We start from the raw sequence: 21,585 nt of genomic DNA, 5'->3' as shown, positions 1-21,585 counted from the left end.
AGCGGAGAGATATGGCTAGCTATGACCTCGTAGAACGTCTAAACGACACCTTTCGGCAACTCGAGCGTGAACTGCAGGAGCTCAAACAATCCCTGAGCAACTGCCGACTGCTGGCGGCCCGCGTTTTTGAGCTGCCGCCAGTAAGCAAAGATGCTGAACACCAGCCGCTGGACAGCATCAATGTCGTTCAACATACCGGTAAAACCGCGCTGGAGATGGCGCTCAGGCACTATAGCCATCTGTTTATCCAACAGCAGTCGGAAACGCGCAGCAGCAAAGCCGCCGTGCGCTTGCCCGGCGCGATTTGCCTGCAAACCGATGCTGATGAACAGGCTGAGTTATTACGCAAAATTCATCATATCAACGCCCTTAAGGCGACCTTTGAGAAAATTGTTACCGTCGACTCCGGCCTCCCTGGCGCCGCGCGATTTGAATGGGTCCACCGCCATCTGCCGGGACTTATCACTCTCAGCGCCTATCGCACGCTAACGCCGTTGCTTGACCCAAGCACCATCAGATTTGGCTGGGCCAATAAGCATGTGATTAAAAACCTTACCCGCGATCAGGTATTGGTTCAGTTGGAAAAAAGCCTTCAGTCGCCGCGCGCGGTTCCGCCATGGACCCGCGAGCAGTGGCAAAGCAAGCTGGAGCGTGAATATCAGGATATCGCCGCCCTGCCGCAGCGGGCAAAGCTGAAGATAAAGAGGCCGGTGAAAGTACAGCCTATCGCCCGGGTCTGGTATAGCGGGGAGCAAAAACAGGTGCAATACGCCTGTCCGGGGCCGATGATTGCGTTGATATCCGGCACAAAGGGAGTAAGCGTGCCGGATCTTGGCGAGTTACTGAACTATGATGCCGATAACGTGCAGTATCGCTATAAACCGCAGGCGCAGTCGCTCAGATTGTTGATTCCGCGACTGCACCTGTGGCTGGCTAGCGAGTAGCCATACTGCCGACCATCTCTTCCGGGCGCACCCAGCCATCAAACTCGGCTTCCGTCAGGTAGCCGAGCGCCAGCGCGGAAGCCTTCAGGGTTAGCCCTTCTTTATGCGCCTTCTTGGCAATTTCCGCCGCTTTATCGTAGCCGATATGGGTATTCAGCGCGGTCACCAGCATTAGCGACTCATTCAGCAACTGGCTGATGCGTTCCCGATTAGGTTCAATCCCCACCGCGCAATGCTCGTTAAAGCTCTCCATTCCGTCAGCCAGCAGCCGCACGGATTGCAGGAAGTTGTGGATAACCATCGGGCGGTAGACGTTAAGCTCGAAGTTGCCTGATGCGCCGCCGATATTCACCGCCACATCGTTACCCAGAACCTGACAGCACAGCATCGTCAGGGCCTCACACTGGGTCGGGTTGACTTTACCCGGCATAATCGACGATCCCGGCTCATTCTCCGGGATCGCAATTTCACCAATACCACAGCGCGGGCCGGAAGCCAGCCAGCGAACATCGTTGGCAATTTTCATCAACGAAGATGCCAGCCCTTTTAACACCCCGTGCGCGTGCACCAGCGCATCCACGGTGGCCAGCGCTTCAAATTTATTCGGCGCGGTGACAAACGGCTGTCCGCTTAAGCTCGCCAGCTCAGCAGCAACGCGCACCGCATATTCCGGATGCGTGTTCAGTCCGGTGCCGACAGCCGTGCCGCCCAGCGCCAGTTCCGCCAGATGCGGCAGGCTATGGTCGATATGTTTAAGGTTATGTTCAAGCATCGCTACCCAACCGGAGATCTCCTGGCCCAGAGTCAGAGGCGTGGCGTCCTGTAGGTGAGTACGGCCAATCTTGACGATATCGCTGAAGGCAACGGATTTATCGTGGAGGGTGCGTTTCAGCACATTAAGCTGCGGAATAAGTTTTTCCCGTAGAGCAATAATCGCCGCTACATGCATCGCCGTCGGGAAGACGTCATTAGAGCTTTGGCTTTTGTTCACATCATCGTTAGGGTGGACTTTACGTTCCATCCCGCGCGCGCCGCCCAGCAGTTCACTGGCGCGGTTTGCCAGCACCTCATTCATATTCATATTACTTTGGGTACCGGAGCCAGTTTGCCAGATGGCCAGCGGAAATTCATCCGGGTGCTTGCCTGCCAGTACTTCATCCGCTGCCTGGATAATCGCTTGCGCTTTCTCCGTGTCCAGCAGGCCGAGATCGTTATTCACCTTTGCCGCCGCGCGCTTGGTTAGCGCCAGTGCACGAATGAGCTCAACCGGCATTTTTTCCGTCGAGATGCGGAAATGTTCCAGCGAGCGCTGGGTCTGCGCGCCCCATAGCTTATCAGCAGGCACATCAATTGCGCCCATAGAGTCTTTTTCACTGCGATGCGTTGTCATTACATTCTCCTTGAATTCAAAGTACGTATAGCGACAAGGCTCACCTGCTTAAAGCATTAAGTATTGGACAGATTTATAAGTTGTTTTAGTGGTTCGTGCCGTTAAGCGGCATAAAAAAACCGCCCCGAAGGGCGGCTGAGATCATTTCACGCAACGGGTGCATTGTGAGCTCTGGATCTGCTGGAAGAAGTCATTGCCCTTATCATCCACCAGGATAAATGCCGGAAAATCTTCAACTTCAATTTTCCAGATTGCTTCCATCCCCAGCTCCGGATAGGCCACGCACTCGAGGCTACGGATGCTCTGCTGCGCCAGCACCGCCGCCGGGCCGCCGATGCTGCCGAGATAGAAACCACCGTGCTTGTGGCAGGCGTCGGTCACCTGCTGGCTGCGGTTACCTTTGGCTAACATGATTTTGCTCGCCCCATGCGCTTGCAGCAGGTCGACGTAAGAGTCCATCCGGCCCGCGGTGGTTGGACCAAGGGAACCGGAAGCGTAGCCGTCCGGGGTTTTCGCCGGGCCCGCGTAGTAAATCGGATGATCTTTCACGTACTGCGGCAGCTCATCGCCGTTATCAATTATCTCTTTCAGCTTCGCGTGGGCAATATCGCGCGCCACGATAATCGTACCGCTCAGCGACAGGCGGGTCGACACCGGGTACTGCGACAGCAGCGCCAGAATGTCGCTCATCGGCTGGTTCAAATTAACCTTAACCGCTTCGCCCTCTCCGGCCTGACGCAGATGCTCAGGAATATATTTCCCCGGATTGCTTTCCAGTTTCTCCAGCCAAATCCCCTCACGGTTGATCTTCGCTTTGATATTACGATCCGCTGAGCAGGAGACGCCCATGCCCACCGGGCAGGATGCGCCGTGACGCGGCAGACGTACCACGCGGATATCGTGGGCGAAGTATTTACCGCCGAACTGCGCGCCGAGGCCGAGATTCTGCGCTTCCAGCAGCAGCTCTTGCTCGAGCTGAATATCGCGGAAGGCCTGACCGTGCTCGTTGCCTTCGGTCGGCAGGCCGTCATAATATTTGGTTGAAGCCAGCTTAACCGTTTTCAGCGTTGATTCCGCCGAAGTGCCGCCAATTACAAAGGCAATATGGTACGGCGGGCAGGCTGCAGTGCCCAGGGTGCGCATCTTCTCGACGAGATAGTTTTTCAGTTTTGCCGGCGTGATCAGCGCCTTGGTTTCCTGATACAGATAGGTTTTGTTGGCCGAGCCGCCGCCCTTGGCGATGCAGAGGAATTTATATTCCTCACCATCAGTGGCGTAGAGATCAATTTGCGCAGGCAGGTTAGTACCGGTGTTCACTTCTTTATACATATCCAACGGCGCGTTCTGCGAATAGCGCAGATTATCCTGGATATAGGTGTTGTAGACGCCCTGCGCCAGCGCCGCTTCATCGCCGCCGCCGGTCCACACACGTTGACCTTTTTTGCCGGTGATAATCGCGGTGCCGGTATCCTGGCAGGTTGGCAGCACGCCTTTAGCGGCGATGTCCGAGTTGCGCAGGAACTGTAGCGCCACGTATTTATCGTTTTCGCTGGCTTCAGGATCGTTGAGGATATCGGCAACCTGCTGCTGGTGCGCCGGGCGAAGCATAAAGGAGGCGTCGTGGAAAGCGTGTTGTGCCAGTAAAGTTAGCGCCTGAGGTTCAACTTTCAGAACTTCCTGGCCGGCGAATTCGGCGACGGAGACGTAATCACTGCTGAGGAGGTAGTACTCTGTATCGTCCTTTTTCAGTGGAAAAGGATCCTGATATACAAACGGTTTATTCGACATTGTGCTCTCACTTACTGCTTGGCTGATTATATTTCAGGCAGACACTCCATTTGCCCGTAGAAAAGCGAGTCGATCGATTTTACACAATTTTTTAACAAAAACTGAGACAAGGACGACTTTTTCTTCGCGCCAGTTGCTTCTCGGTCGATTGCTGGTTTAATAGTGCCATCAATTATCACGTGGAACAGGGATTGAGAATGCAAAAGCTCATCAACTCAGTGCAAAACTACGCCTGGGGAAGTCATACCGCCTTAACCGAACTGTATGGAATTGCTAACCCGAACAACCTGCCGATGGCGGAGCTGTGGATGGGCGCGCATCCGAAGAGCAGCTCGCAGATTCTGGATAATACCGGGGCTCCGCATTCCCTGCGCGAAGTGATCGAAGGCGATAAAGCGGCCCTGCTTGGCGCAAAAGTCGCCGAGCGTTTCGGTGAATTGCCATTCCTGTTCAAAGTCCTGTGCGCCGCGCAGCCGCTGTCTATTCAGGTACACCCGAATAAGCAGGCTTCAGAAATCGGTTTCGCCAAAGAGAACGCTGCGGGGATCCCACTTGATGCCGCCGAGCGTAACTATAAGGATCCGAACCACAAGCCAGAGCTGGTTTTTGCCCTGACTCCGTTCCTTGCCATGAACGCGTTCCGCGAATTTGCCGATATCGTCAATCTGCTGCAGCCGGTAGCCGATGCCCATCCAGCGATTGCGCAATTCCTCGCGCAGCCTGACGGCGAACATCTGAGCCAGCTGTTTGCCAGCCTGCTGAATATGAAGGGCGAAGAAAAAGCCCATGCGTTGAAGGTGCTGCAGAAGGCGCTGGATAGTGAGCAGGGTGAACCGTGGCAGACTATCCGCCTGATCGCCGAATTTTATCCTGACGATAGCGGCCTCTTCTCTCCGCTGCTGCTCAACGTGGTGAAGCTGAATCCTGGCGAAGCGATGTTCCTGTTCGCAGAAACTCCGCACGCCTACCTGCAGGGCGTGGCCCTGGAAGTCATGGCTAACTCGGACAACGTCCTGCGCGCAGGCCTGACGCCGAAGTACATTGATATTCCTGAACTGGTGGCGAACGTCAAATTTGAGCCCAAGCCTGCGGGCGAGCTGCTGACCCAACCGGTTGTTCATGACGCTGAACTGGATTTCCCAATCCCGGTGGATGATTTTGCCTTCTCTCTGCACGATTTGTCGGCGCAGACGTCAACTATCGCCCAGGACAGCGCGGCAATTCTGTTCTGCGTTGAGGGGGAAGCGGTTATCACGAAAGACGAGCAGAGCCTGACGCTGAAGCCGGGTGAGTCGGCGTTTGTTGCCTGTAACGAATTTCCGGTACAGGTAAGCGGTAAAGGTCGCGTGGCGCGCGTGTTTAATAAGCTCCAGTAAGTTACTGAACTTTTTAACCACAGTTGCTAGACTTTCACCCATCATGACAACACAACCAGGCGGCTCAATCCGCCTGGTTTCATTTATGGACAAATGCTATGAAAAAATCGCTGGTCGCAGCAGGAGTTATCATCGCGCTGGGCGTCGTCTGGACAGGCGGCGCCTGGTACACAGGTAAACAGCTGGAAAACCGCATTGATGATATGGTGCAGCAGGCTAATGCTCAGCTGCAAAGCAGCGCGCCGCAGGCAGGCGTTGAGCTGTCTTATCAAAACTATCAGCGCGGCCTGTTCAGCAGCCATTTACAGTTGGTGGTTAAACCGGTTGCTGGTAAAGAAACACGTTGGCTTGCCGCCGGGCAATCGCTGGTGTTTGATGAAGTTGTCGATCACGGCCCCTTCCCGCTGGCCTCGCTGAAAACCTTCAACCTCGCCCCCTCGATGGCTTCTGTTAAAACCACGTTGGTCAATAACGATGCCAGCAAGGCGCTGTTCGATATCGCGAAAGGTGAAACACCGTTTACCATTGATACCCGCATCGCCTGGAGCGGCGACAATCAATCCGCTATTGTGCTCAAACCGCTTGATTACGCCAAAGGTGATGAGAAAGTGACCTTCAGCGGCGGCCAGTTCCAGCTGAATGCTGACCGTGAGGGGAAAACCCTGAGTCTGACCGGCGAAGCCGGCAGCGGGCAGATTAATGCAGTGAACGAGTATAATCAGAAGGTCCAGCTTACCTTCAATAACCTGAAAACCGATGGCTCCACCGAAATGGCCAGCTTCAACGAGCGTATTGGCAAGCAGGCCATCTCGCTGGAAAAACTGTCGATTGGCGTTGAAGGCAAAGAGCTGGCGCGGTTCGAAGGGATGAAAATCGACGGTAACTCTACGCTCACCGCCGACGGTAAAGGCATTAATAGCCAGCTGGATTACACCGTCAACAGCCTGAAGCTGCAAAATCAGGATATTGGCAGCGGCAGGCTGACCCTGAAGCTGGATAATATTGATGGCGAAGCGTTCCATCAGTTCAGCCAGAAGTATAATGCCGAAGCGCAGGCGCTGATGGCGGATCCGCAGCTGGCGCAGAATCCCGAGCTGTATCAGCAGGCGATAATGCAAACCTTCTTTAGCTCGCTGCCTATTATGCTCAAAGGCAACCCATCCCTGACCATTTCACCACTGAGCTGGCGTAATGCGAAAGGCGAAACCACCTTTAATCTTTCCGTTCTGCTGAAAGATCCGTCGCTGGTTACCACACCGCCGCAAACCCTGGCGGATGAAGTAGATCGTAGCGTCAAATCTCTCGACGGCAAGCTGGTGATCCCGGTCGATATGGCAACCGCGTTTATGACTCAGATTGCCGGGCTTGAAGGCTATCAGCCCGAAGACGCCGCTAAGCTGGCGGATCAGCAGGTAAAAGGCCTGGCAGCAATGGGCCAGATGTTCCGCATTACTACTATGGAAGATAACGCCATTACCTCCAGCCTGCAGTACGCTGACGGCCAGGTGACGCTGAATGGGCAGAAAATGCCGCTGGATGAGTTTGCCGGGATGTTCGGTTTAGCGCTTCCAGCCGTTTCCGAGCCAGCAGCACCGCAGGAAACTGTGCCGCAAGAAACCACGCCGCAAGACGTGGTTCCGCAGCAGTAAACCATAAGTAGCCCCTTACGAGGGGCTATTTTCGGGTGATCAGCCGGGGGGAGATTATCTGATTTCTCGCCACTCCCTGCCCCTCTTCCATCCGTCGTAAAATGCAGTCCGCCAGGCTTTGCCCCATCTCCCGAGCGGGTGTCGTCACCCAGGTCAACGGCAGGTCGTCCAGCGCATCCTCAGGCAATTCAGCAAATGCCGCCAGCGCCACCCGCTGTTCAAAATAGCTTTCAACGCCATCTTCGCCGCTCTGCCGCCCAGCACGCATCAGCCCAAACCACGCCCCGGTGGCAATCACGCTGTTGTAGCACAGCACGGCGCTGATCGTCGGGTTTTGCCGCAGCAAAGCAGTCATTGCCTCCGCCGCCTGCTTCTGGCTCGAATCACACTCAAGCACCCATTCGCTATGAAACGGCAGGCCATACTTCAATAAAGTGGCACAGTAACCGCCTACCCGTTCAGCACGCGTCAGCGAGGAACTTTGCCCTCCCAACCACGCAATGCGCTGATGGCCCCGGCGGATCAGGTGCTCGGTAACCATCTGCGCCGCCTGCATATTATCCGGGCGGATCAGGTCGACGTCGTCGAGATAGCTGGCGCGGGAGGCAAAAACCAGCGGCATACCGGCCTCGATCGCACGATCGCGCAGCTCGGCCCCCTGGTCAATCGCCCCGGCAATCACCACGCCATCGACCCCTTGCGAAACCAGAGTATCAAAACGCTGGAGCATTTTTTCACCGCTGTGGCCCCCCTGGGTGAGGAACACCATTTTGCCCTGCGACTCAAGCGCATCGGTTAGTCCGGCGGTCATCTCCGCGTAGAAAGGCTTCGATAAGTCGCTGATTATCAGACCAATAACTCCGCTCTGACCGCCGCGTAGAGACGCCGCCTGGCGGTTACGCACAAAGCCCAGTTGCTCAATAGCGTGATTGACTCGCTCGCCGGTGGCCGACGAAATACGCCCCTTGCCGCTCAGCACCAGCGATACCGTGCTGACCGAAACCCCCGCCGCCTGCGCGACATCATTAATGGTGATTTTTTTCGCGATAGCCATAACAGCAGGCCGACTCCCTTTGGCTGTCGATAAAACGTTTTATCAATGTGTCCTATTTATAAACCTTATTATCGCCCGAATATGTGATTTTTATCGCACTAAAATTTGGTAAAACGTTTTATCTTTCCGTTGCGTTACATCCTACCGATAACTTAAAGAACCAGGATTCGTGTTATGACGGCGAAAACAGCAACCAAAATTACCTTGTGGGAGTTTTTCCAGCAGTTAGGGAAAACCTTTATGTTGCCCGTGGCGTTACTCTCCTTTTGCGGGATCATGCTGGGGATCGGCAGCTCTTTAAGCAGCCATGATGTTCTTACGCTTCTGCCATGGCTGGACGTGCCGCTGTTGCAGGCCGTTTTCGTCTGGATGAGCAAAGTCGGCTCCTTTGCCTTCAGCTTTCTGCCGGTGATGTTTTGTATTGCCATCCCGTTAGGTCTGGCCCGCGAAAATAAAGGCGTCGCCGCGTTTGCCGGTTTTGTCGGCTATGCGGTGATGAACCTGGCGGTTAACTTCTGGCTGACGGCAAAAGGTATTCTGCCGACCACCGATGCCGCGGTCCTCAAAGCCAATAACATCCAGAATATTATCGGTATTCAATCCATCGACACCGGGATCCTCGGCGCGGTCATCGCCGGGATCATCGTCTGGATGCTGCATGAGCGTTTCCACAACATCCGCCTGCCGGACGCACTGGCCTTCTTCGGCGGCACCCGCTTTGTCCCGATCATTACTACCGTGGTTCTCGGTCTGGTCGGTTTGGTTATCCCACTGGTATGGCCAATTTTCGCGATGGGCATTAATGCCCTCGGTCATGTCATCAATAGCGCAGGCGATTTTGGGCCGATGATTTTCGGTACCGGAGAGCGCCTGCTGCTGCCTTTCGGCCTGCACCATATTCTGGTGGCGCTGATCCGCTTTACCGAAGCGGGCGGCACCATGGACGTTTGCGGCCATAGCGTCAGCGGCGCGCTGACGATATTCCAGGCCCAGCTCAGCTGTCCGACCACTCACGGCTTCTCCGAAAGCGCGACCCGCTTCCTGTCGCAAGGGAAAATGCCGGCATTTCTTGGCGGCCTGCCCGGTGCGGCACTGGCGATGTATCACTGCGCTCGCCCGGAAAATCGTCATAAAATTAAAGGCCTGTTGATCTCTGGCGTGATCGCCTGCGTGGTGGGCGGCACCACTGAACCGCTGGAGTTCTTGTTCCTGTTCGTCGCCCCGGTACTGTACGTTATCCACGCTTTATTGACCGGTCTGGGCTTCACCATGATGGCTATCCTGGGAGTCACTATCGGTAACACCGATGGCAACGTTATCGACTTTGTGGTCTTCGGCATCCTGCACGGCCTGTCCACCAAGTGGTATCTGGTGCCGGTTGTCGCGGCAATCTGGTTTGCGGTTTACTACGGTATCTTCCGTTTCGCGATTACCCGCTTTAACCTGAAAACGCCGGGACGCGATATTGAAACTAATAGCGTATTTGAGAAGGCCGTCACCGGCGTCACCGGAAAATCAGGTTATAACGTTCCGGCGATTCTGGCAGCGCTCGGCGGTGCGGAAAATATCGTTTCGCTCGATAACTGCATTACCCGCCTGCGTTTGTCAGTTAACGACATGAGTAAAGTCGATAGCGCCGCGCTGAAAGCGAATCGCGCCATCGGTGTGGTGCAGCTCAACCAGCATAACCTGCAGGTGGTTATTGGCCCGCAAGTGCAGTCGGTGAAAGACGAAATGGCTGTTCTGATGAATACCGTCGAGGCATAAGCTCCGTCCCCCTCCGCACAGGAGGGGGACATGATTAAGGAAGTACAGATGTTTGATTTTTCAACGCCGGTCGACCGTCATGGTACCTGGTGTACGCAGTGGGATTACGTGGCCGACCGCTTCGGCGCAGCTGACCTGCTTCCCTTCACTATCTCCGATATGGACTTCGCCACCGCCCCGTGCATCCTTGATGCAGTGAGTAAACGTCTGGCGCACGGTGTTTTTGGCTATAGCCGTTGGAAAAACGATGAGTTCCTCGGCGCAGTGAGCCACTGGTTCGCCAGTCGTTTTCATAGTCCTGTCGATCGCGAAGCCATTGTTTATGGTCCGTCAGTTATCTATATGGTGGCAGAGATGATTCGCCAGTGGTCGGCAGAAGGTGATGGCATTGTGGTACACACACCGGCCTACGACGCGTTTTATAAAACCATAGAAGGCAACCAGCGGCGCATTGCCCCGGTTCCTCTGACGTTCGATAACAACCAATGGCGCTGCGATATGACGCAGTTGGAAGCGGTACTGGCTCAGCCGCACAATACCGTTCTGCTATTGTGTAGCCCACATAACCCTACCGGCAAAGTATGGACCCGCGAAGAGCTGGAAACCATGTCACAACTGTGTGAGAAGCACGGCGTGAAGGTGATTAGCGACGAGATCCACATGGATATGACGTGGGAAGGGCACCGACATACACCGTGGTGCGACGTGGCGCGCAGTTCCTGGGCTCTCTTCACTTCCGTCTCAAAAAGCTTCAATATCCCGGCGTTTACCGGCGCATACGGGCTGATTGACGATGCCGCGGCGCGTGAGAGCTATCTGCACGCGCTTAAGAGCCGCGATGGGCTCTCTTCCCCTTCCGTACCGGCGCTGGTCGCCCATATCGCCGCCTATCGCGAGGGCGAGCCCTGGCTGGATGCCCTGCGCGGATATCTACAAGAAAATATGCGCTACATTGCCCAAGAGCTGAATCAGGCATTTCCTGAGCTCAACTGGCAACCGCCAGAGGCAACATATCTGGCGTGGATTGACCTGCGACCGCTGGCAGTTGACGAGCGCGCTCTGCAAAAAGCGTTAATCGAAGAGCAAAAAGTCGCCATTATGCCGGGCTACACCTATGGCGATGAGGGTAAGGGGTTTGTTCGTCTGAACGCTGGCTGCCCGCGAGAGAAGCTGGAAAAAGGCGTACAGGGTTTAATTGCCGCCCTGCATTCATTACGTCGTTAGTCACTCAAACGGTAGCGGCCTGCCCGCTACCGCTGACGTTACAGATCGTCCCGCCGCCGAAATGCCAGATACCCTGCTCCCAAGGTAAAAATTCCGACAATCACCACCAACAGGATAAAGCCGTGGTGGTTAGTCGATAGCGGGATCCCGCCGACGTTCATGCCGAAGAAACCGGCGACGATATTTATCGGTAATGCCAGAACGGTAATGACCGTCAGGGTATAGAGCGTGCGGTTGCTCTGTTCCAGTTGCCTGGCGCTGATCTCCTCCTGCAACAGGCTGATTCGTTCAATCAGACCGGAGAGATCGTTCAACACCACGGTAAACTCCTCCGTAAACTGGCGGAATTCCTGAACCGCCGAGCGATCAATCCACGCCGGTGGACGATTAAGTAAACGGAACATGGCCGCCGGTTCAGGGGCCAGCAGACGCTGAAAACGCAGCAGCATTCGGCGTAATCGCGCCAGGTCGGCGCGGTTACGCTGCACGTGGTTACTTAACAGGCGTTCTTCAATCACGTCCACATGCTGGCTGGCCTGACGAACAACCTGTTCCAGAACCTCTTCTTGTTCTTCGAGCAAAAAAGCCAGTAGTTCAGTTGAGGAGCTTACTTTCAGGGTTTGCAGACGTTGCAGCATCCATTCTATAAAGCGCAGCGGCTTGTATCGCGCCGTGACCACCAGCTTCTGGCTGCAATAGAGCCACAGCGTAGAGGTTTCCGACGCCGTCTCTTTCGGGTGAAAAATGACATCGTTAAGCACCGCATAGAGGTTGTCGCCCTGGCGCTCAATTCGCGTAGTATGCGAGCCGCTACGGATCTCTTCGAAGAAAAAATCCGCCACGGTAAAGTGACTTTTGAGCCATTTCTCCGCCGTGGCATGATTCAGATTCAGGTGCAACCAGACAAAATCATTTTCCTCGTCCAGTTCCTGATACTGAGCGCATACCTCATTTGAGGCGATTCGCAACGGTGAATTCCCTTCACGAAACACATACCCATGCACTAAGCCAGACACTTCCATATCAAAATCAGGCTTTAACATCTTGCTGGTGACGTCTTGACTCATATATCCCTCAGGATTTTCAGTGAGCGCTAATTAAGCCCGAATAGCACCATCTTTCGCTATTTTTGCAGCCCTGACAAGGTTAATGATCTGTTCATAAAACAGAAACTGAGGTGACATTTTCGTTTTATAAGTTCAGCCGTAGATCGTCGGTATCACAAACCCACCAAAAACCACTCTATCAATGTGGTTTATTTATACTCCGCTGTATTCGCACACTATTTTGACGCTGCGCAAAAAAATTTTTGCCACAAAGGTGTATTTAAAAGCCGTTCTGAATTCCCGTCAAATTATCGATAAGGAGGACAATACATGAAAACCTACGATCGTAACCGTAACGCTATCTCTACCGGCAGCATGGTTATGGTGGCTGACAATGGCGCGACGGGCGTCATTAAAGCCATCCACGCTGACGGTAAAACGGCTGAGCAGACTCGCCGTGCTGAGTGCGTGGAAATTGAAGGTCATCAGGGGCTATATTGCCCGCTGAGTCTTATTCGTCTGGGCTTTAATTAATCTTAAACGCGGTCACGGAAATAAAATCACCGACCAGCGGTTTGTAAAAGGTCACAAAATAGTGGCCTTTTCCATTCCTGTATTCATTCAATTTGATCCCATCGAGCGTTTTCATACGTTAAGCGGCGTATTATCGCGCCTCTTCAACCCGCTACGGGTAATATACCTTCTGAGTTCAGAGGCATCTTCATGACATGGCAACAATTCAAACAGGCGTGGCTGATTAAATTCTGGTCGCCCGTTCCCGCTGTTATTGCAGCAGGTATCCTCTCCACCTACTACTTCGGTATTACCGGCACCTTTTGGGCCGTCACCGGCGAATTCACCCGCTGGGGCGGACAATTATTGCAGCTAATCGGCGTGCATAGCGAAGAGTGGGGGTATTATAAGCTGATTCATCTCGACGGCTCCCCGCTCACCCGAATCGACGGCATGATGATTATCGGCATGTTCGGCGGCTGCTTCGCCGCCGCGCTATGGGCCAATAACGTTAAGCTGCGTTTTCCTCGCAGCCGGATCCGTATTCTCCAGGCCGTCGCCGGTGGGATTATTGCCGGATTCGGCGCGCGCCTGGCAATGGGCTGCAACCTCGCCGCGTTCTTCACCGGTATTCCGCAGTTTTCTCTTCACGCATGGTTCTTTGCCATCGCCACCGCAATAGGTACATGGTTCGGCGCCCGCTTTACCCTGCTCCCCATCTTCCGTATTCCGGTAAAGATGCAGAAAGTGTCGCAAGCGTCTCCGCTCACGCAAAAACCTGACCAGGCGAGGCGTCGTTTCCGTCTCGGGATGGTCGTCTTTTTCGCCATGATTGCCTGGGGTCTGCTCACTGCGGCTAACCAGCCGAAGCTCGGCTTGGCGCTGCTGTTTGGCGTCGGTTTTGGTCTGCTTATCGAACGCGCGCAGATTTGCTTTACCTCCGCCTTCCGCGATATGTGGATCACCGGTCGTACCAATATGGCAAAAGCGATTATTTTCGGCATGGCCGCCAGCGCCATCGGTATCTTCAGCTATGTGCAGCTCGGCATGGAGCCAAAAATCATGTGGGCGGGCCCCAATGCGGTTATCGGCGGGCTGCTGTTTGGCTTCGGTATTGTGCTGGCGGGCGGCTGCGAGACCGGCTGGATGTACCGTGCCGTAGAAGGCCAGGTGCACTACTGGTGGGTTGGGTTGGGCAACGTGATTGGTTCGACAATCCTCGCATATTACTGGGACGGTCTTTCCCCTGCACTGGCCACTCACTGGGATAAAATCAACCTGTTGGCCACCTTCGGTCCCTTCGGCGGCTTGCTGGTCACCTATCTCTTGTTGCTTGTCGCGCTGATCCTGGTTATTGCCTGGGAAAAACGATTCTTCCGCCGCAAAACCCTCGCGGCCACGGCCGTTAAGGAAACCGCATGAAAACTCTCGTACCCAATTATCGCCTTGATATGGTTGGTGAACCCTGCCCCTATCCGGCCATCGCCACTCTTGAAGCGATGCCTTCGTTAAAGAAAGGCGAAATTCTCGAAGTGGTCAGCGACTGTCCGCAGTCGATTAACAATATTCCGCTGGATGCGAAAAATCACGGCTATACCGTTCTCGACATTCAGCAGGATGGGCCAACCATCCGTTATCTGATTCAAAAATAGCAATAATAAAGCCGGTAGTGATGAGCTACCGGCTGAAGAAACGCTAAAAGCTGCCCGGAGGCGACCGGATTACCAGCCCTTAACCGCATCACCTTTATATAGCTTTTCTGCTGCCGCGGCGACTTCATCGCTCTGGTAAGCTTTGACCAGGTTTTTTACCTTTTCACTGTCTTTATTTTCAATACGACTGGCAAAGATATTCACGTAAGGTGAATCTTTGCTTTCAACAAACAGGCCATTGCGCGACGGCGATAGCCCCACCTGGCTTGAGAAAGTCGTATTGATAATCGCCATGGTTATCTGCTGGTCGTCCAGCGCACGAGTGAGCTGCGGCGCTTCAATTTCGACAATTTTTAGATTTTTCGGGTTGTTGATAATATCCAGAGAAGTTGGCAGCAGACCCACGCCGTCCTTCAGCGTAATCAGCCCCTGTTTTTGCAGCAGGAGCAGAGCACGTCCGAGGTTAGTCGGGTCATTCGGGACCGCAACCTGCGCGCCATCCGGCAGTTGGGCGACCGAGCTGATTTTCTTCGAGTAGGCGGCTATCGGGTAAACGAAAGTCGTTCCCACCTGCACCAGTTTATAACCACGCTCCTGAATTTGTTTGTCGAGATAAGGTTTGTGCTGGAAAGCGTTAGCATCCAGATCGCCATTGTTAAGCGCTTCGTTGGGCAAAACGAAATCATTAAACGTCACCACCTCAACGTCGAGGTTGTACTTCTCTTTCGCCACTTTCTGCGCCACCGCCCATACTTCCTGATCAACGCCTGCGCTAATGCCCACTTTGATGTGATTGGGGTCCTGCTCTCCAGGTTTGCAGGCTGCGAGCAGCAGTGAACTTGCGACAACCAGCGGTACCGCGAATTTCTTTAACGTGAAAACCATATTCCCAGGGTCCTTTTTAAAATAGCCTGCCATTCATTGCAGGAAAACCAGCGCCAGAGACTATAGAAAATCTCATGGGTAAAATTAAATACTGATTCACTATGATTAATAGCGTTTTGCTATGAGCGATTCCGTCGTTCACGCATCTGAGAGGGTAATATTCCCTTCCCTGTCCCTTTTCCATTGTTTTATTCGGTATTTCTCACCCCTTTTAACCATTTATCATTCTGATGTACAATGACGCGCACTTTAACTAAAAAAAGAGTGCGACCATGATTGATATCACTTTGCCATTAACCGACATTCACCGCCACCTTGATGGTAACATCCGGGCTCAAACTATTCTCGATCTTGGCCGTCAGTTCAACCTCGCTCTTCCGGCAGACACCCTCGATGCCTTGCGTCCGCACGTACAGGTCACCAGCAATGAACCTGACCTGGTCAGCTTTCTCTCTAAGTTAGACTGGGGGGTAAAAGTGCTGGCCTCGCTGGAAGCCTGCCGCCGCGTGGCTTATGAAAATCTCGAAGATGCCGCCCGCAACGGCCTGCACTACGTCGAGCTACGTTTCTCTCCGCGCTATATGGCAATGACCCACCAGTTGCCGGTAGCAGGCGTTGTAGAAGCGGTGATCGCCGGAGTGAAAGAAGGCAGCCGCGACTTTAACGTTGAAGCCCGCCTGATTGGCATTCTGAGCCGCACCTTCGGCGAAGCCGCATGTCAGGAAGAGCTGGAAGCGCTGCTCGCCCACCGCGACAGCATTACTGCTCTCGATCTGGCCGGAGATGAACTCGGCTTCCCTGGCAAGCTGTTTATGAACCACTTCAGCCGCGCGCGTGATGCGGGCTGGTGCATCACCGTACATGCGGGTGAAGCCGCTGGCCCGGAAAGCATCTGGCAGGCCATCCGCGAGCTCGGAGCGGAACGTATTGGTCACGGCGTAAAGGCAGTGCAGGATCCGGCATTGATGGACTATCTCGCCGCGCAGCGAATCGGTATTGAGTCCTGCCTGACGTCAAATATTCAGACCAGCACCGTGCCGTCTCTGGCCCAGCATCCGCTGAAAACTTTCCTCGAACACGGCGTGCTGGCCAGTATCAACACCGACGACCCCGCCGTGCAGGGCGTCGATATTATCCACGAATACACCGTCGCCGCCCCGGCTGCCGGGTTGAGCCGCGAGCAAATTCGCCAGGCGCAGATCAACGGTCTGGAACTCGCATTCCTGAGCCAGCAGGAAAAAACGTCGCTAATTCAGCGCGTACAGCAGGCTTAATGGTATCCCCCGTTTTATAGCGGGGGATATTTTAGTTTTGAATGGATTTTTCCGCATGCCAAATTAATTACTTTGAAACAACCCTCCTCTGTAAAAATGGATGATGAATTCATTAAGAATTCATTTTATAACTTCACTTAATAATCTTATTTAATAAATAAAAACCTTGAATTGTCATTTTTACCTTCTATTATTCCGTAAGAAAAGGCGCCACCAGCAACCACCAGTCTTTTTTAAATAAACACCTAATAAAGAGCAAATGAACTCACCTTAAATTTATATTATTTTATAAATGCGCTGACTATATATAAAGTCCCTGAATAACTCGTTCGACCGTATAACGAATTAATCCATGCCGTTGTATTCGGTTATATCGAGCCTATAGTGGGAATCGATGCAATGACCTCAAAGGACGTGAATCTTATGAATATCAAGACAACATTAATTGCCGGTACAACCGTATTATTGCTGGCTTCCCCGCTGGCGCAGGCAGCAGATGGCACCATTACCTTTAACGGCACGATTACGGCATCAACCTGCGTTGTCGCCGGTGCAGCACAAACCGGGCAATCCCATACCACCGCCGCGACGATTACTCTGCCAACCCTGCCGACTTCGGCTTTCGACAGCGGCACCACCATTGCAGGAACCACTAACTTCGAGATCCTGCTGACCGGTTGCCTGGCAACCACCAGCCAGCAAAATGTTCGTACCCTGTTCACTACCGCCGATACCGTTAGCAACGGCGTGATAGTCGCAGGCGCAAATGGCAATAGCGTTGCCGCAGGGAATATTGGCGTTATTCTGCAAACGGAAAAAGGCACCACCATTGATGTGAATGGCGGCACCAACCTCGATCCGGGAGCAGCATTACCGACGACGACTGGCGATGTGACAATGAAATACCAGGCCTCCTATTCCGTGGTTAACAGCGGTTCTCCGGTTACCGCTGGCGCGGTTTATAACACCATAAATTACGAAATCTCTTACTTCTGATCCCGCTTCCCCCGGCAATCGCAGGGGGAAACGCTTGGCGCCAATATTCATGAACGCGACGACGGTACCGGGTCCCGAGTGAGAGTTGGTGTGGATAATTGGGCAAAGCACCATTCCCGGTCCGTTCTCCACCTCGATGAATTATGAAATGGAATACCAGTGATGAATTTTCCGGAGGCATTATGAAATCGATGAAGAATAAAATTAAACCGATCGTAGCAACCGCGTTAATACTTTTGGTATCCCCAACCGGAATAACTGCTGATGGTACGATTAACGTCAGCGGCGCCATCACTGACAGCACTTGCACCGTATTAGGGGTTATTTCTGATAGTGAAATTGGAACAGCTCAACCGGTACTCAATCTGGTAATAACCCTGACCAATCTTTCTGAGGACTCAAACTCCGCCAGCAGCTTTCGCTGGTTCCAGATTCATATCAAAAACTGCTACGCCTCTGCCCAGCGGCAAAATATCCGTATCCGCTTAACCAGCCCGTACGCCGATAGTAGCGGTTATCTTCGCAATGCCATCAGCAACGGTGCGAAAGGAAAGGTCATCATGCTGTATGAACGCAGCGTGATTAACAACAGTAACCAGAGCCTGCCGGTAGGCCAGGGGCGCTCGGCGACAGCATGGTTCAACCTGCCAGCACAGAACGGCGGCGAGGACGGCACGATACGGCTTGGGTTTATCGCCTCCGCCCATACCGCATATGGCGAAACCGCCACGCCAGGCGCGTTTTCCACCAGCGTCGATTATGAAATGGAATATCAGTGATTAACCACAGGGAACATGAAATCGATGAACATTAACCTGCGGACATTCGCCGCCTTGCTGATACTACTGGCGTCGCAGCCGTCAGTGGCCGCCGACGGCGCGCTGAACGTCACCGGAGCGATTACCGATGCCACCTGTACCGTACTGGGCGTGATATCCGACAGCGATATTGGTACCCGGCAGCCACAACTTAGCCCAGTCATTACGCTCACTAACCTTTCCGAGAACAGCAATGCCGTAACCGCTATTAGCCAGTTTCAGATTCACCTTAAGGGATGCTATGCCAGCGCCAGCCAGAAAAATATCCGCATAAAAATGACCAGCCCCTATGCCGACAGCTACGGCAAATTAGCTTTAGCTAATGCCATTCGCGACGGCGCAAAGGGCAAAGTCGTTGTGCTGTATGAGCGAAACATTACATCCGGGGGAGGCGGCCAGTTTATGCCGGTAGGTTATGGCCGTTCGGCGACAGCGTGGAATGACTTACCCACGACAGGTGACGGTATCGTCCGCTTCGGCTTCACAGCTGTCGCCCAGGAGGCCTGGCAGGAAATCATCGCGCCCGGCGCGTTTTCAACCTTTGTCGATTACGAAATGGAATATCAGTAATCAAGCAGCATAAGGCGTGAAGATATAACAATAAATCTAAAGGAACGGGCGTGACAGGTTACGGAAAACAGATTTCAGCTGGTTTTGTTCTCAGCACACTCTTTTCGCTTGTTCATTGCGCGCTTGCGGCCGAGAGTGAATACGAGACGCAGTTTTTGCGCAAAGATAAACGCGGGGTAACAGCAGACGTTTTTCTCTATCACAATGCGGTCACACCGGGCCTGAAAGCGGTCGATTTCACTCTGAACGATCGCTTTATCGATCGTTACTCAATCTTGTTTGTTGAAGACAGACAAAATAAAACGGCTATCCCCTGTCTTTCTACCGCTTTTCTGCATCAGTTGGGGATTCGCACTGAACTGTACAACGGCTGGCGGGATCCGGCAGGTAATGGCGGAAATATCGACCCGTCAACGCTGACGACTAGCCAGTGCGAAGATATAGCCGCCCGAATTCCGGCCGCAGCCGTCAGCTATGACGACAGTCTGCAAACGCTATCGCTTCGGGTACCTCAGGAAGCGGTAAAACGGATGGATTCGGTGATGCTTTCGCCTAAAGAGTGGGATGATGGCGTTGCGAATCTCCGCGCCAGCTATAGCGGCTATTTCTACCAGTCAACGCTCAAAGATGCCGATGAAAACGATGATAAAACCAGCCGCAGCGCGTGGATAAGCCTGAACAGCACGGGCGGAGCCGGTCCCTGGCGATTATTCAGCACCGACTCCTTCAGTAAAAATGAAGATGACGGTTGGGAAACCAACCACGACAGTCTCTATCTGAATCGGGGTATTGCCGCCGCCCGCGGACATATCTCCATTGGCGATATATTCACCCAATCGCGTAGCGCGATCCTCAATAATATTCCCATGCGCGGCGTCTCTCTGGCCACCACGGAGCGGATGCTGCTTGATAACCAGTTTGATTTCTCTCCGGTTATCCGCGGTATTGCCCGCACCAATTCCAAAGTGACCGTGCGCCAGCAAAATACGATCATTTACAGCACCACGGTGACGCCGGGCGCTTTTGCCATTGACGATCTCTCCAGCGCGCGTTCGGGCGCCGAGCTGGAAGTCACTGTCGAAGAAGCGGACGATGCCCGACAGGTATTTCGGGTGCCCTATTCTACGCTCCCCACCATGCTCCGACCCGGCGCGCTACGCTATAGCACAGCCATAGGACAATACCGCGAAAATAGCCATGCCGACGGCGAACCCTGGCTGGGATTTGCTGCCCTGGAGTACGGCTTCGAACAGGTGACTTTGCTCTCCACTCTGCTGACCGCCGAACAGTACCAGTCGTTATCAGCGGGAGCCGCATGGAATTTAGGCTCAATTGGCGCATTTTCAGTGGAACTGGCCGGGGCCAGCTACCGCGAAACCTGGAATAAGAATACCGAGAGCAACGGATCTGCGCTGCGTACCTTGTTCGCGCGCTATTTCGAAACCACAGGGACGAACCTGCAGGTTGCCGGTTATCAATACAATTCGCGCAACTTTATGGATTTCAGCGATTTTATGAATCGCAAAAATCGCGACGAAATGAACGGCTATGATTACGGGCAATCCGGCTGGAACCTTCGCCGCCGTAGCCGTACCGAGCTTAACCTCAGCCAGGAGCTAAGCCAGTACGGCAACCTCTATTTCTCGATCAGCCAGGATCGCTACTACCACTCCACGGAAAAAAACACCTCGTTTACCGGCGGCGGCGGTACGCAAATCGGCCCAGCCAGCGTCTCACTAACCTGGACCTGGACTAAAAACGGCCAGTCTAAAGATAACCTGCTCAATCTGAGCGTCAGCATTCCCTTTAGCTGGGGTGACCGCCAGAGCAGTGCCGGTTCGCTGAATTACGGCCTGACGCGTAACCGGAAAAACCAGTACGGCCAGACGCTGGGATACTCCGGCAATGCGCTGGACAACGCCCTGAATTATTCCGCCAACCTTCAGCGCGATACCGGTGGCGGTACCAGCGAATCGCTGTCGCTAGGCTACGGGACCAGCGTTGGCTCACTGAACGGATCCATTGGGCACAGCGACGACGTCATGCAGTTTTCTGCGGGGATGAGCGGTGGCCTGGTGCTCTATTCCGGCGGCGTGCTGCTGGCCCCCATGCTGGGCGATACCATCGGCATCATTGAAACACCGGATGCAAAAGGCATTCGCGTCACCGGAAGCAGTAACACCAATACTGACCGCTGGGGGCGCACGGTACTTTCGTATATGACGCCTTATCGCTACAACACCTTAACGCTGGATACCAGCAGAACCGATGGCGTGGAGCTGAAAGAGTCTTCCCGCAAGGTTGTCCCTACCCAGGGCGCCGCCGTTTTATTGCATTTCGCTACCCGCATCGGCCGCCGGGCGATGGTCGAGATCCGCAGCATCAAACCTATCCCGCTCGGCGCGCTGGTTTACGTCGAAGGGGAAAAAGATGAAGCGGGGATCGTCGGGAACAAGGGCCTGGCTTATCTCAGCGGGATCGCTGCCGACCGTGAGCAAAAGCTACGGGTACAGTGGGGAGAGACTGCGGCACAGCGCTGCTATTTCCGGCTACCGCCTGCCACCAAAGCGCAGCAGGAGCCGGAAAACTGGTATCAGAAAGTCATCGTTCAATGTCAGCCATTTTAGTAAGGACAACAA

General features: G+C 53.9%; 18 protein-coding genes. 13 read left to right on the top strand and 5 right to left on the bottom strand.

From position 1 onward, the window contains the following. Positions 1 to 11: 11 nt before the first annotated feature. Positions 12 to 944 (top strand): DNA replication terminus site-binding protein, encoded by a 933-nt coding sequence (gene tus, locus FN082_RS06200; RefSeq protein ID WP_139540036.1) that lies wholly within the window; start codon positions 12 to 14, stop codon positions 942 to 944. Here tus and fumC read toward each other — a convergent pair. Then, a complete protein-coding gene (fumC, locus tag FN082_RS06195) occupies positions 934 to 2,334 on the bottom strand; it encodes a class II fumarate hydratase (RefSeq protein ID WP_142981302.1) in 1,401 nt (466 codons plus the stop codon). The genes tus and fumC overlap by 11 nt on opposite strands. 141 nt (positions 2,335 to 2,475) lie before the next feature. Next, positions 2,476 to 4,122, bottom strand: coding sequence for a class I fumarate hydratase FumA (gene fumA, locus FN082_RS06190; RefSeq protein WP_139540038.1), 1,647 nt, complete (start codon positions 4,120 to 4,122; stop codon positions 2,476 to 2,478). A gap of 197 nt (positions 4,123 to 4,319) precedes the next feature. Between fumA and manA the strand changes: the two genes are divergently transcribed. Beyond that, a complete protein-coding gene (manA, locus tag FN082_RS06185; RefSeq protein WP_142463176.1) occupies positions 4,320 to 5,498 on the top strand; it encodes a mannose-6-phosphate isomerase in 1,179 nt (392 codons plus the stop codon). 98 nt (positions 5,499 to 5,596) lie between these two features. Next, the gene (locus tag FN082_RS06180; protein ID WP_139540040.1) at positions 5,597 to 7,147 is read left to right on the top strand and encodes a YdgA family protein; all 1,551 of its coding nucleotides are present in this window, start codon (positions 5,597 to 5,599) and stop codon (positions 7,145 to 7,147) included. A gap of 25 nt (positions 7,148 to 7,172) precedes the next feature. On the opposite strand, the gene FN082_RS06175 is transcribed toward FN082_RS06180, so the two are convergent. Then, the gene (locus FN082_RS06175; protein WP_139540041.1) at positions 7,173 to 8,201 is read right to left on the bottom strand and encodes a Mal regulon transcriptional regulator MalI; all 1,029 of its coding nucleotides are present in this window, start codon (positions 8,199 to 8,201) and stop codon (positions 7,173 to 7,175) included. Between the two features lie 174 nt (positions 8,202 to 8,375). Between FN082_RS06175 and malX the strand changes: the two genes are divergently transcribed. Together malX and FN082_RS06165 are read left to right on the top strand one after the other, a co-directional pair. Then, the gene (gene malX / locus FN082_RS06170; protein WP_139540042.1) at positions 8,376 to 9,968 is read left to right on the top strand and encodes a maltose/glucose-specific PTS transporter subunit IIBC; all 1,593 of its coding nucleotides are present in this window, start codon (positions 8,376 to 8,378) and stop codon (positions 9,966 to 9,968) included. A gap of 48 nt (positions 9,969 to 10,016) precedes the next feature. Further along, positions 10,017 to 11,192, top strand: a complete 1,176-nt coding sequence (locus tag FN082_RS06165) for a MalY/PatB family protein (RefSeq protein ID WP_142981312.1) — start codon at positions 10,017 to 10,019, stop codon at positions 11,190 to 11,192. Between the two features lie 38 nt (positions 11,193 to 11,230). Here the strand turns inward: FN082_RS06165 and FN082_RS06160 are convergent, their stop codons facing one another. After that, a complete protein-coding gene (locus tag FN082_RS06160; protein ID WP_139540043.1) occupies positions 11,231 to 12,259 on the bottom strand; it encodes a CorA family divalent cation transporter in 1,029 nt (342 codons plus the stop codon). A 309-nt stretch (positions 12,260 to 12,568) separates the two neighbouring features. Between FN082_RS06160 and ydfZ the strand changes: the two genes are divergently transcribed. From ydfZ to yedF, 3 genes are all read left to right on the top strand, one after another. Beyond that, positions 12,569 to 12,772 carry a putative selenium delivery protein YdfZ gene (gene ydfZ, locus FN082_RS06155; protein ID WP_142981301.1) on the top strand — a complete coding sequence of 68 codons (204 nt, stop codon included), beginning with the start codon at positions 12,569 to 12,571 and terminating at the stop codon, positions 12,770 to 12,772. Between the two features lie 189 nt (positions 12,773 to 12,961). Beyond that, positions 12,962 to 14,173: a selenium metabolism membrane protein YedE/FdhT gene (gene yedE, locus FN082_RS06150; RefSeq protein WP_142981300.1), complete on the top strand. Its 1,212-nt coding sequence runs from the start codon at positions 12,962 to 12,964 to the stop codon at positions 14,171 to 14,173. Next, positions 14,170 to 14,403, top strand: coding sequence for a sulfurtransferase-like selenium metabolism protein YedF (gene yedF, locus FN082_RS06145; protein ID WP_139540046.1), 234 nt, complete (start codon positions 14,170 to 14,172; stop codon positions 14,401 to 14,403). Before yedE ends, yedF begins: the two co-directional genes overlap by 4 nt. Before the next feature lie 69 nt (positions 14,404 to 14,472). On the opposite strand, the gene metQ is transcribed toward yedF, so the two are convergent. After that, positions 14,473 to 15,288 (bottom strand): methionine ABC transporter substrate-binding lipoprotein MetQ, encoded by an 816-nt coding sequence (gene metQ, locus FN082_RS06140; RefSeq protein ID WP_139540047.1) that lies wholly within the window; start codon positions 15,286 to 15,288, stop codon positions 14,473 to 14,475. Positions 15,289 to 15,560: 272 nt separating this feature from the next. Here metQ and add point away from each other — a divergent pair, with 272 nt between their 5' ends. The 5 genes from add to FN082_RS06115 all read left to right on the top strand — a co-directional run bounded on the left by add (position 15,561) and on the right by FN082_RS06115 (position 21,573). Then, entirely contained in the window at positions 15,561 to 16,562 is a 1,002-nt protein-coding gene (gene add / locus FN082_RS06135; protein ID WP_142981299.1) for an adenosine deaminase, read from the top strand. A gap of 423 nt (positions 16,563 to 16,985) precedes the next feature. Further along, the gene (locus tag FN082_RS06130) at positions 16,986 to 17,558 is read left to right on the top strand and encodes a fimbrial protein (RefSeq protein WP_139540049.1); all 573 of its coding nucleotides are present in this window, start codon (positions 16,986 to 16,988) and stop codon (positions 17,556 to 17,558) included. A 182-nt stretch (positions 17,559 to 17,740) separates the two neighbouring features. After that, complete coding sequence (locus FN082_RS06125; protein WP_142981298.1) at positions 17,741 to 18,337, top strand: fimbrial protein; 597 nt, start codon at positions 17,741 to 17,743, stop codon at positions 18,335 to 18,337. 15 nt (positions 18,338 to 18,352) lie between these two features. Next, positions 18,353 to 18,946, top strand: a complete 594-nt coding sequence (locus tag FN082_RS06120) for a fimbrial protein (RefSeq protein WP_142981297.1) — start codon at positions 18,353 to 18,355, stop codon at positions 18,944 to 18,946. Between the two features lie 50 nt (positions 18,947 to 18,996). Further along, a complete protein-coding gene (locus tag FN082_RS06115) occupies positions 18,997 to 21,573 on the top strand; it encodes a fimbria/pilus outer membrane usher protein (protein WP_142981296.1) in 2,577 nt (858 codons plus the stop codon). Positions 21,574 to 21,585 lie beyond the last annotated feature (12 nt).

The organism is Klebsiella spallanzanii (genome assembly GCF_902158555.1).
Taxonomy (GTDB): domain Bacteria; phylum Pseudomonadota; class Gammaproteobacteria; order Enterobacterales; family Enterobacteriaceae; genus Klebsiella; species Klebsiella spallanzanii.
This window is presented reverse-complemented; position numbering and strand designations above follow the sequence as displayed.

Coding starts and splice junctions, on each gene's coding strand:
- tus (WP_139540036.1), top strand. CDS start 12: ATGGCTAGCTATGACCTCGTAGAACGTCTAAACGACACCTTTCGGCAA.
- fumC (WP_142981302.1), bottom strand. CDS start 2,334: ATGACAACGCATCGCAGTGAAAAAGACTCTATGGGCGCAATTGATGTG.
- fumA (WP_139540038.1), bottom strand. CDS start 4,122: ATGTCGAATAAACCGTTTGTATATCAGGATCCTTTTCCACTGAAAAAG.
- manA (WP_142463176.1), top strand. CDS start 4,320: ATGCAAAAGCTCATCAACTCAGTGCAAAACTACGCCTGGGGAAGTCAT.
- FN082_RS06180 (WP_139540040.1), top strand. CDS start 5,597: ATGAAAAAATCGCTGGTCGCAGCAGGAGTTATCATCGCGCTGGGCGTC.
- FN082_RS06175 (WP_139540041.1), bottom strand. CDS start 8,201: ATGGCTATCGCGAAAAAAATCACCATTAATGATGTCGCGCAGGCGGCG.
- malX (WP_139540042.1), top strand. CDS start 8,376: ATGACGGCGAAAACAGCAACCAAAATTACCTTGTGGGAGTTTTTCCAG.
- FN082_RS06165 (WP_142981312.1), top strand. CDS start 10,017: ATGTTTGATTTTTCAACGCCGGTCGACCGTCATGGTACCTGGTGTACG.
- FN082_RS06160 (WP_139540043.1), bottom strand. CDS start 12,259: ATGAGTCAAGACGTCACCAGCAAGATGTTAAAGCCTGATTTTGATATG.
- ydfZ (WP_142981301.1), top strand. CDS start 12,569: ATGAAAACCTACGATCGTAACCGTAACGCTATCTCTACCGGCAGCATG.
- yedE (WP_142981300.1), top strand. CDS start 12,962: ATGACATGGCAACAATTCAAACAGGCGTGGCTGATTAAATTCTGGTCG.
- yedF (WP_139540046.1), top strand. CDS start 14,170: ATGAAAACTCTCGTACCCAATTATCGCCTTGATATGGTTGGTGAACCC.
- metQ (WP_139540047.1), bottom strand. CDS start 15,288: ATGGTTTTCACGTTAAAGAAATTCGCGGTACCGCTGGTTGTCGCAAGT.
- add (WP_142981299.1), top strand. CDS start 15,561: ATGATTGATATCACTTTGCCATTAACCGACATTCACCGCCACCTTGAT.
- FN082_RS06130 (WP_139540049.1), top strand. CDS start 16,986: ATGAATATCAAGACAACATTAATTGCCGGTACAACCGTATTATTGCTG.
- FN082_RS06125 (WP_142981298.1), top strand. CDS start 17,741: ATGAAATCGATGAAGAATAAAATTAAACCGATCGTAGCAACCGCGTTA.
- FN082_RS06120 (WP_142981297.1), top strand. CDS start 18,353: ATGAAATCGATGAACATTAACCTGCGGACATTCGCCGCCTTGCTGATA.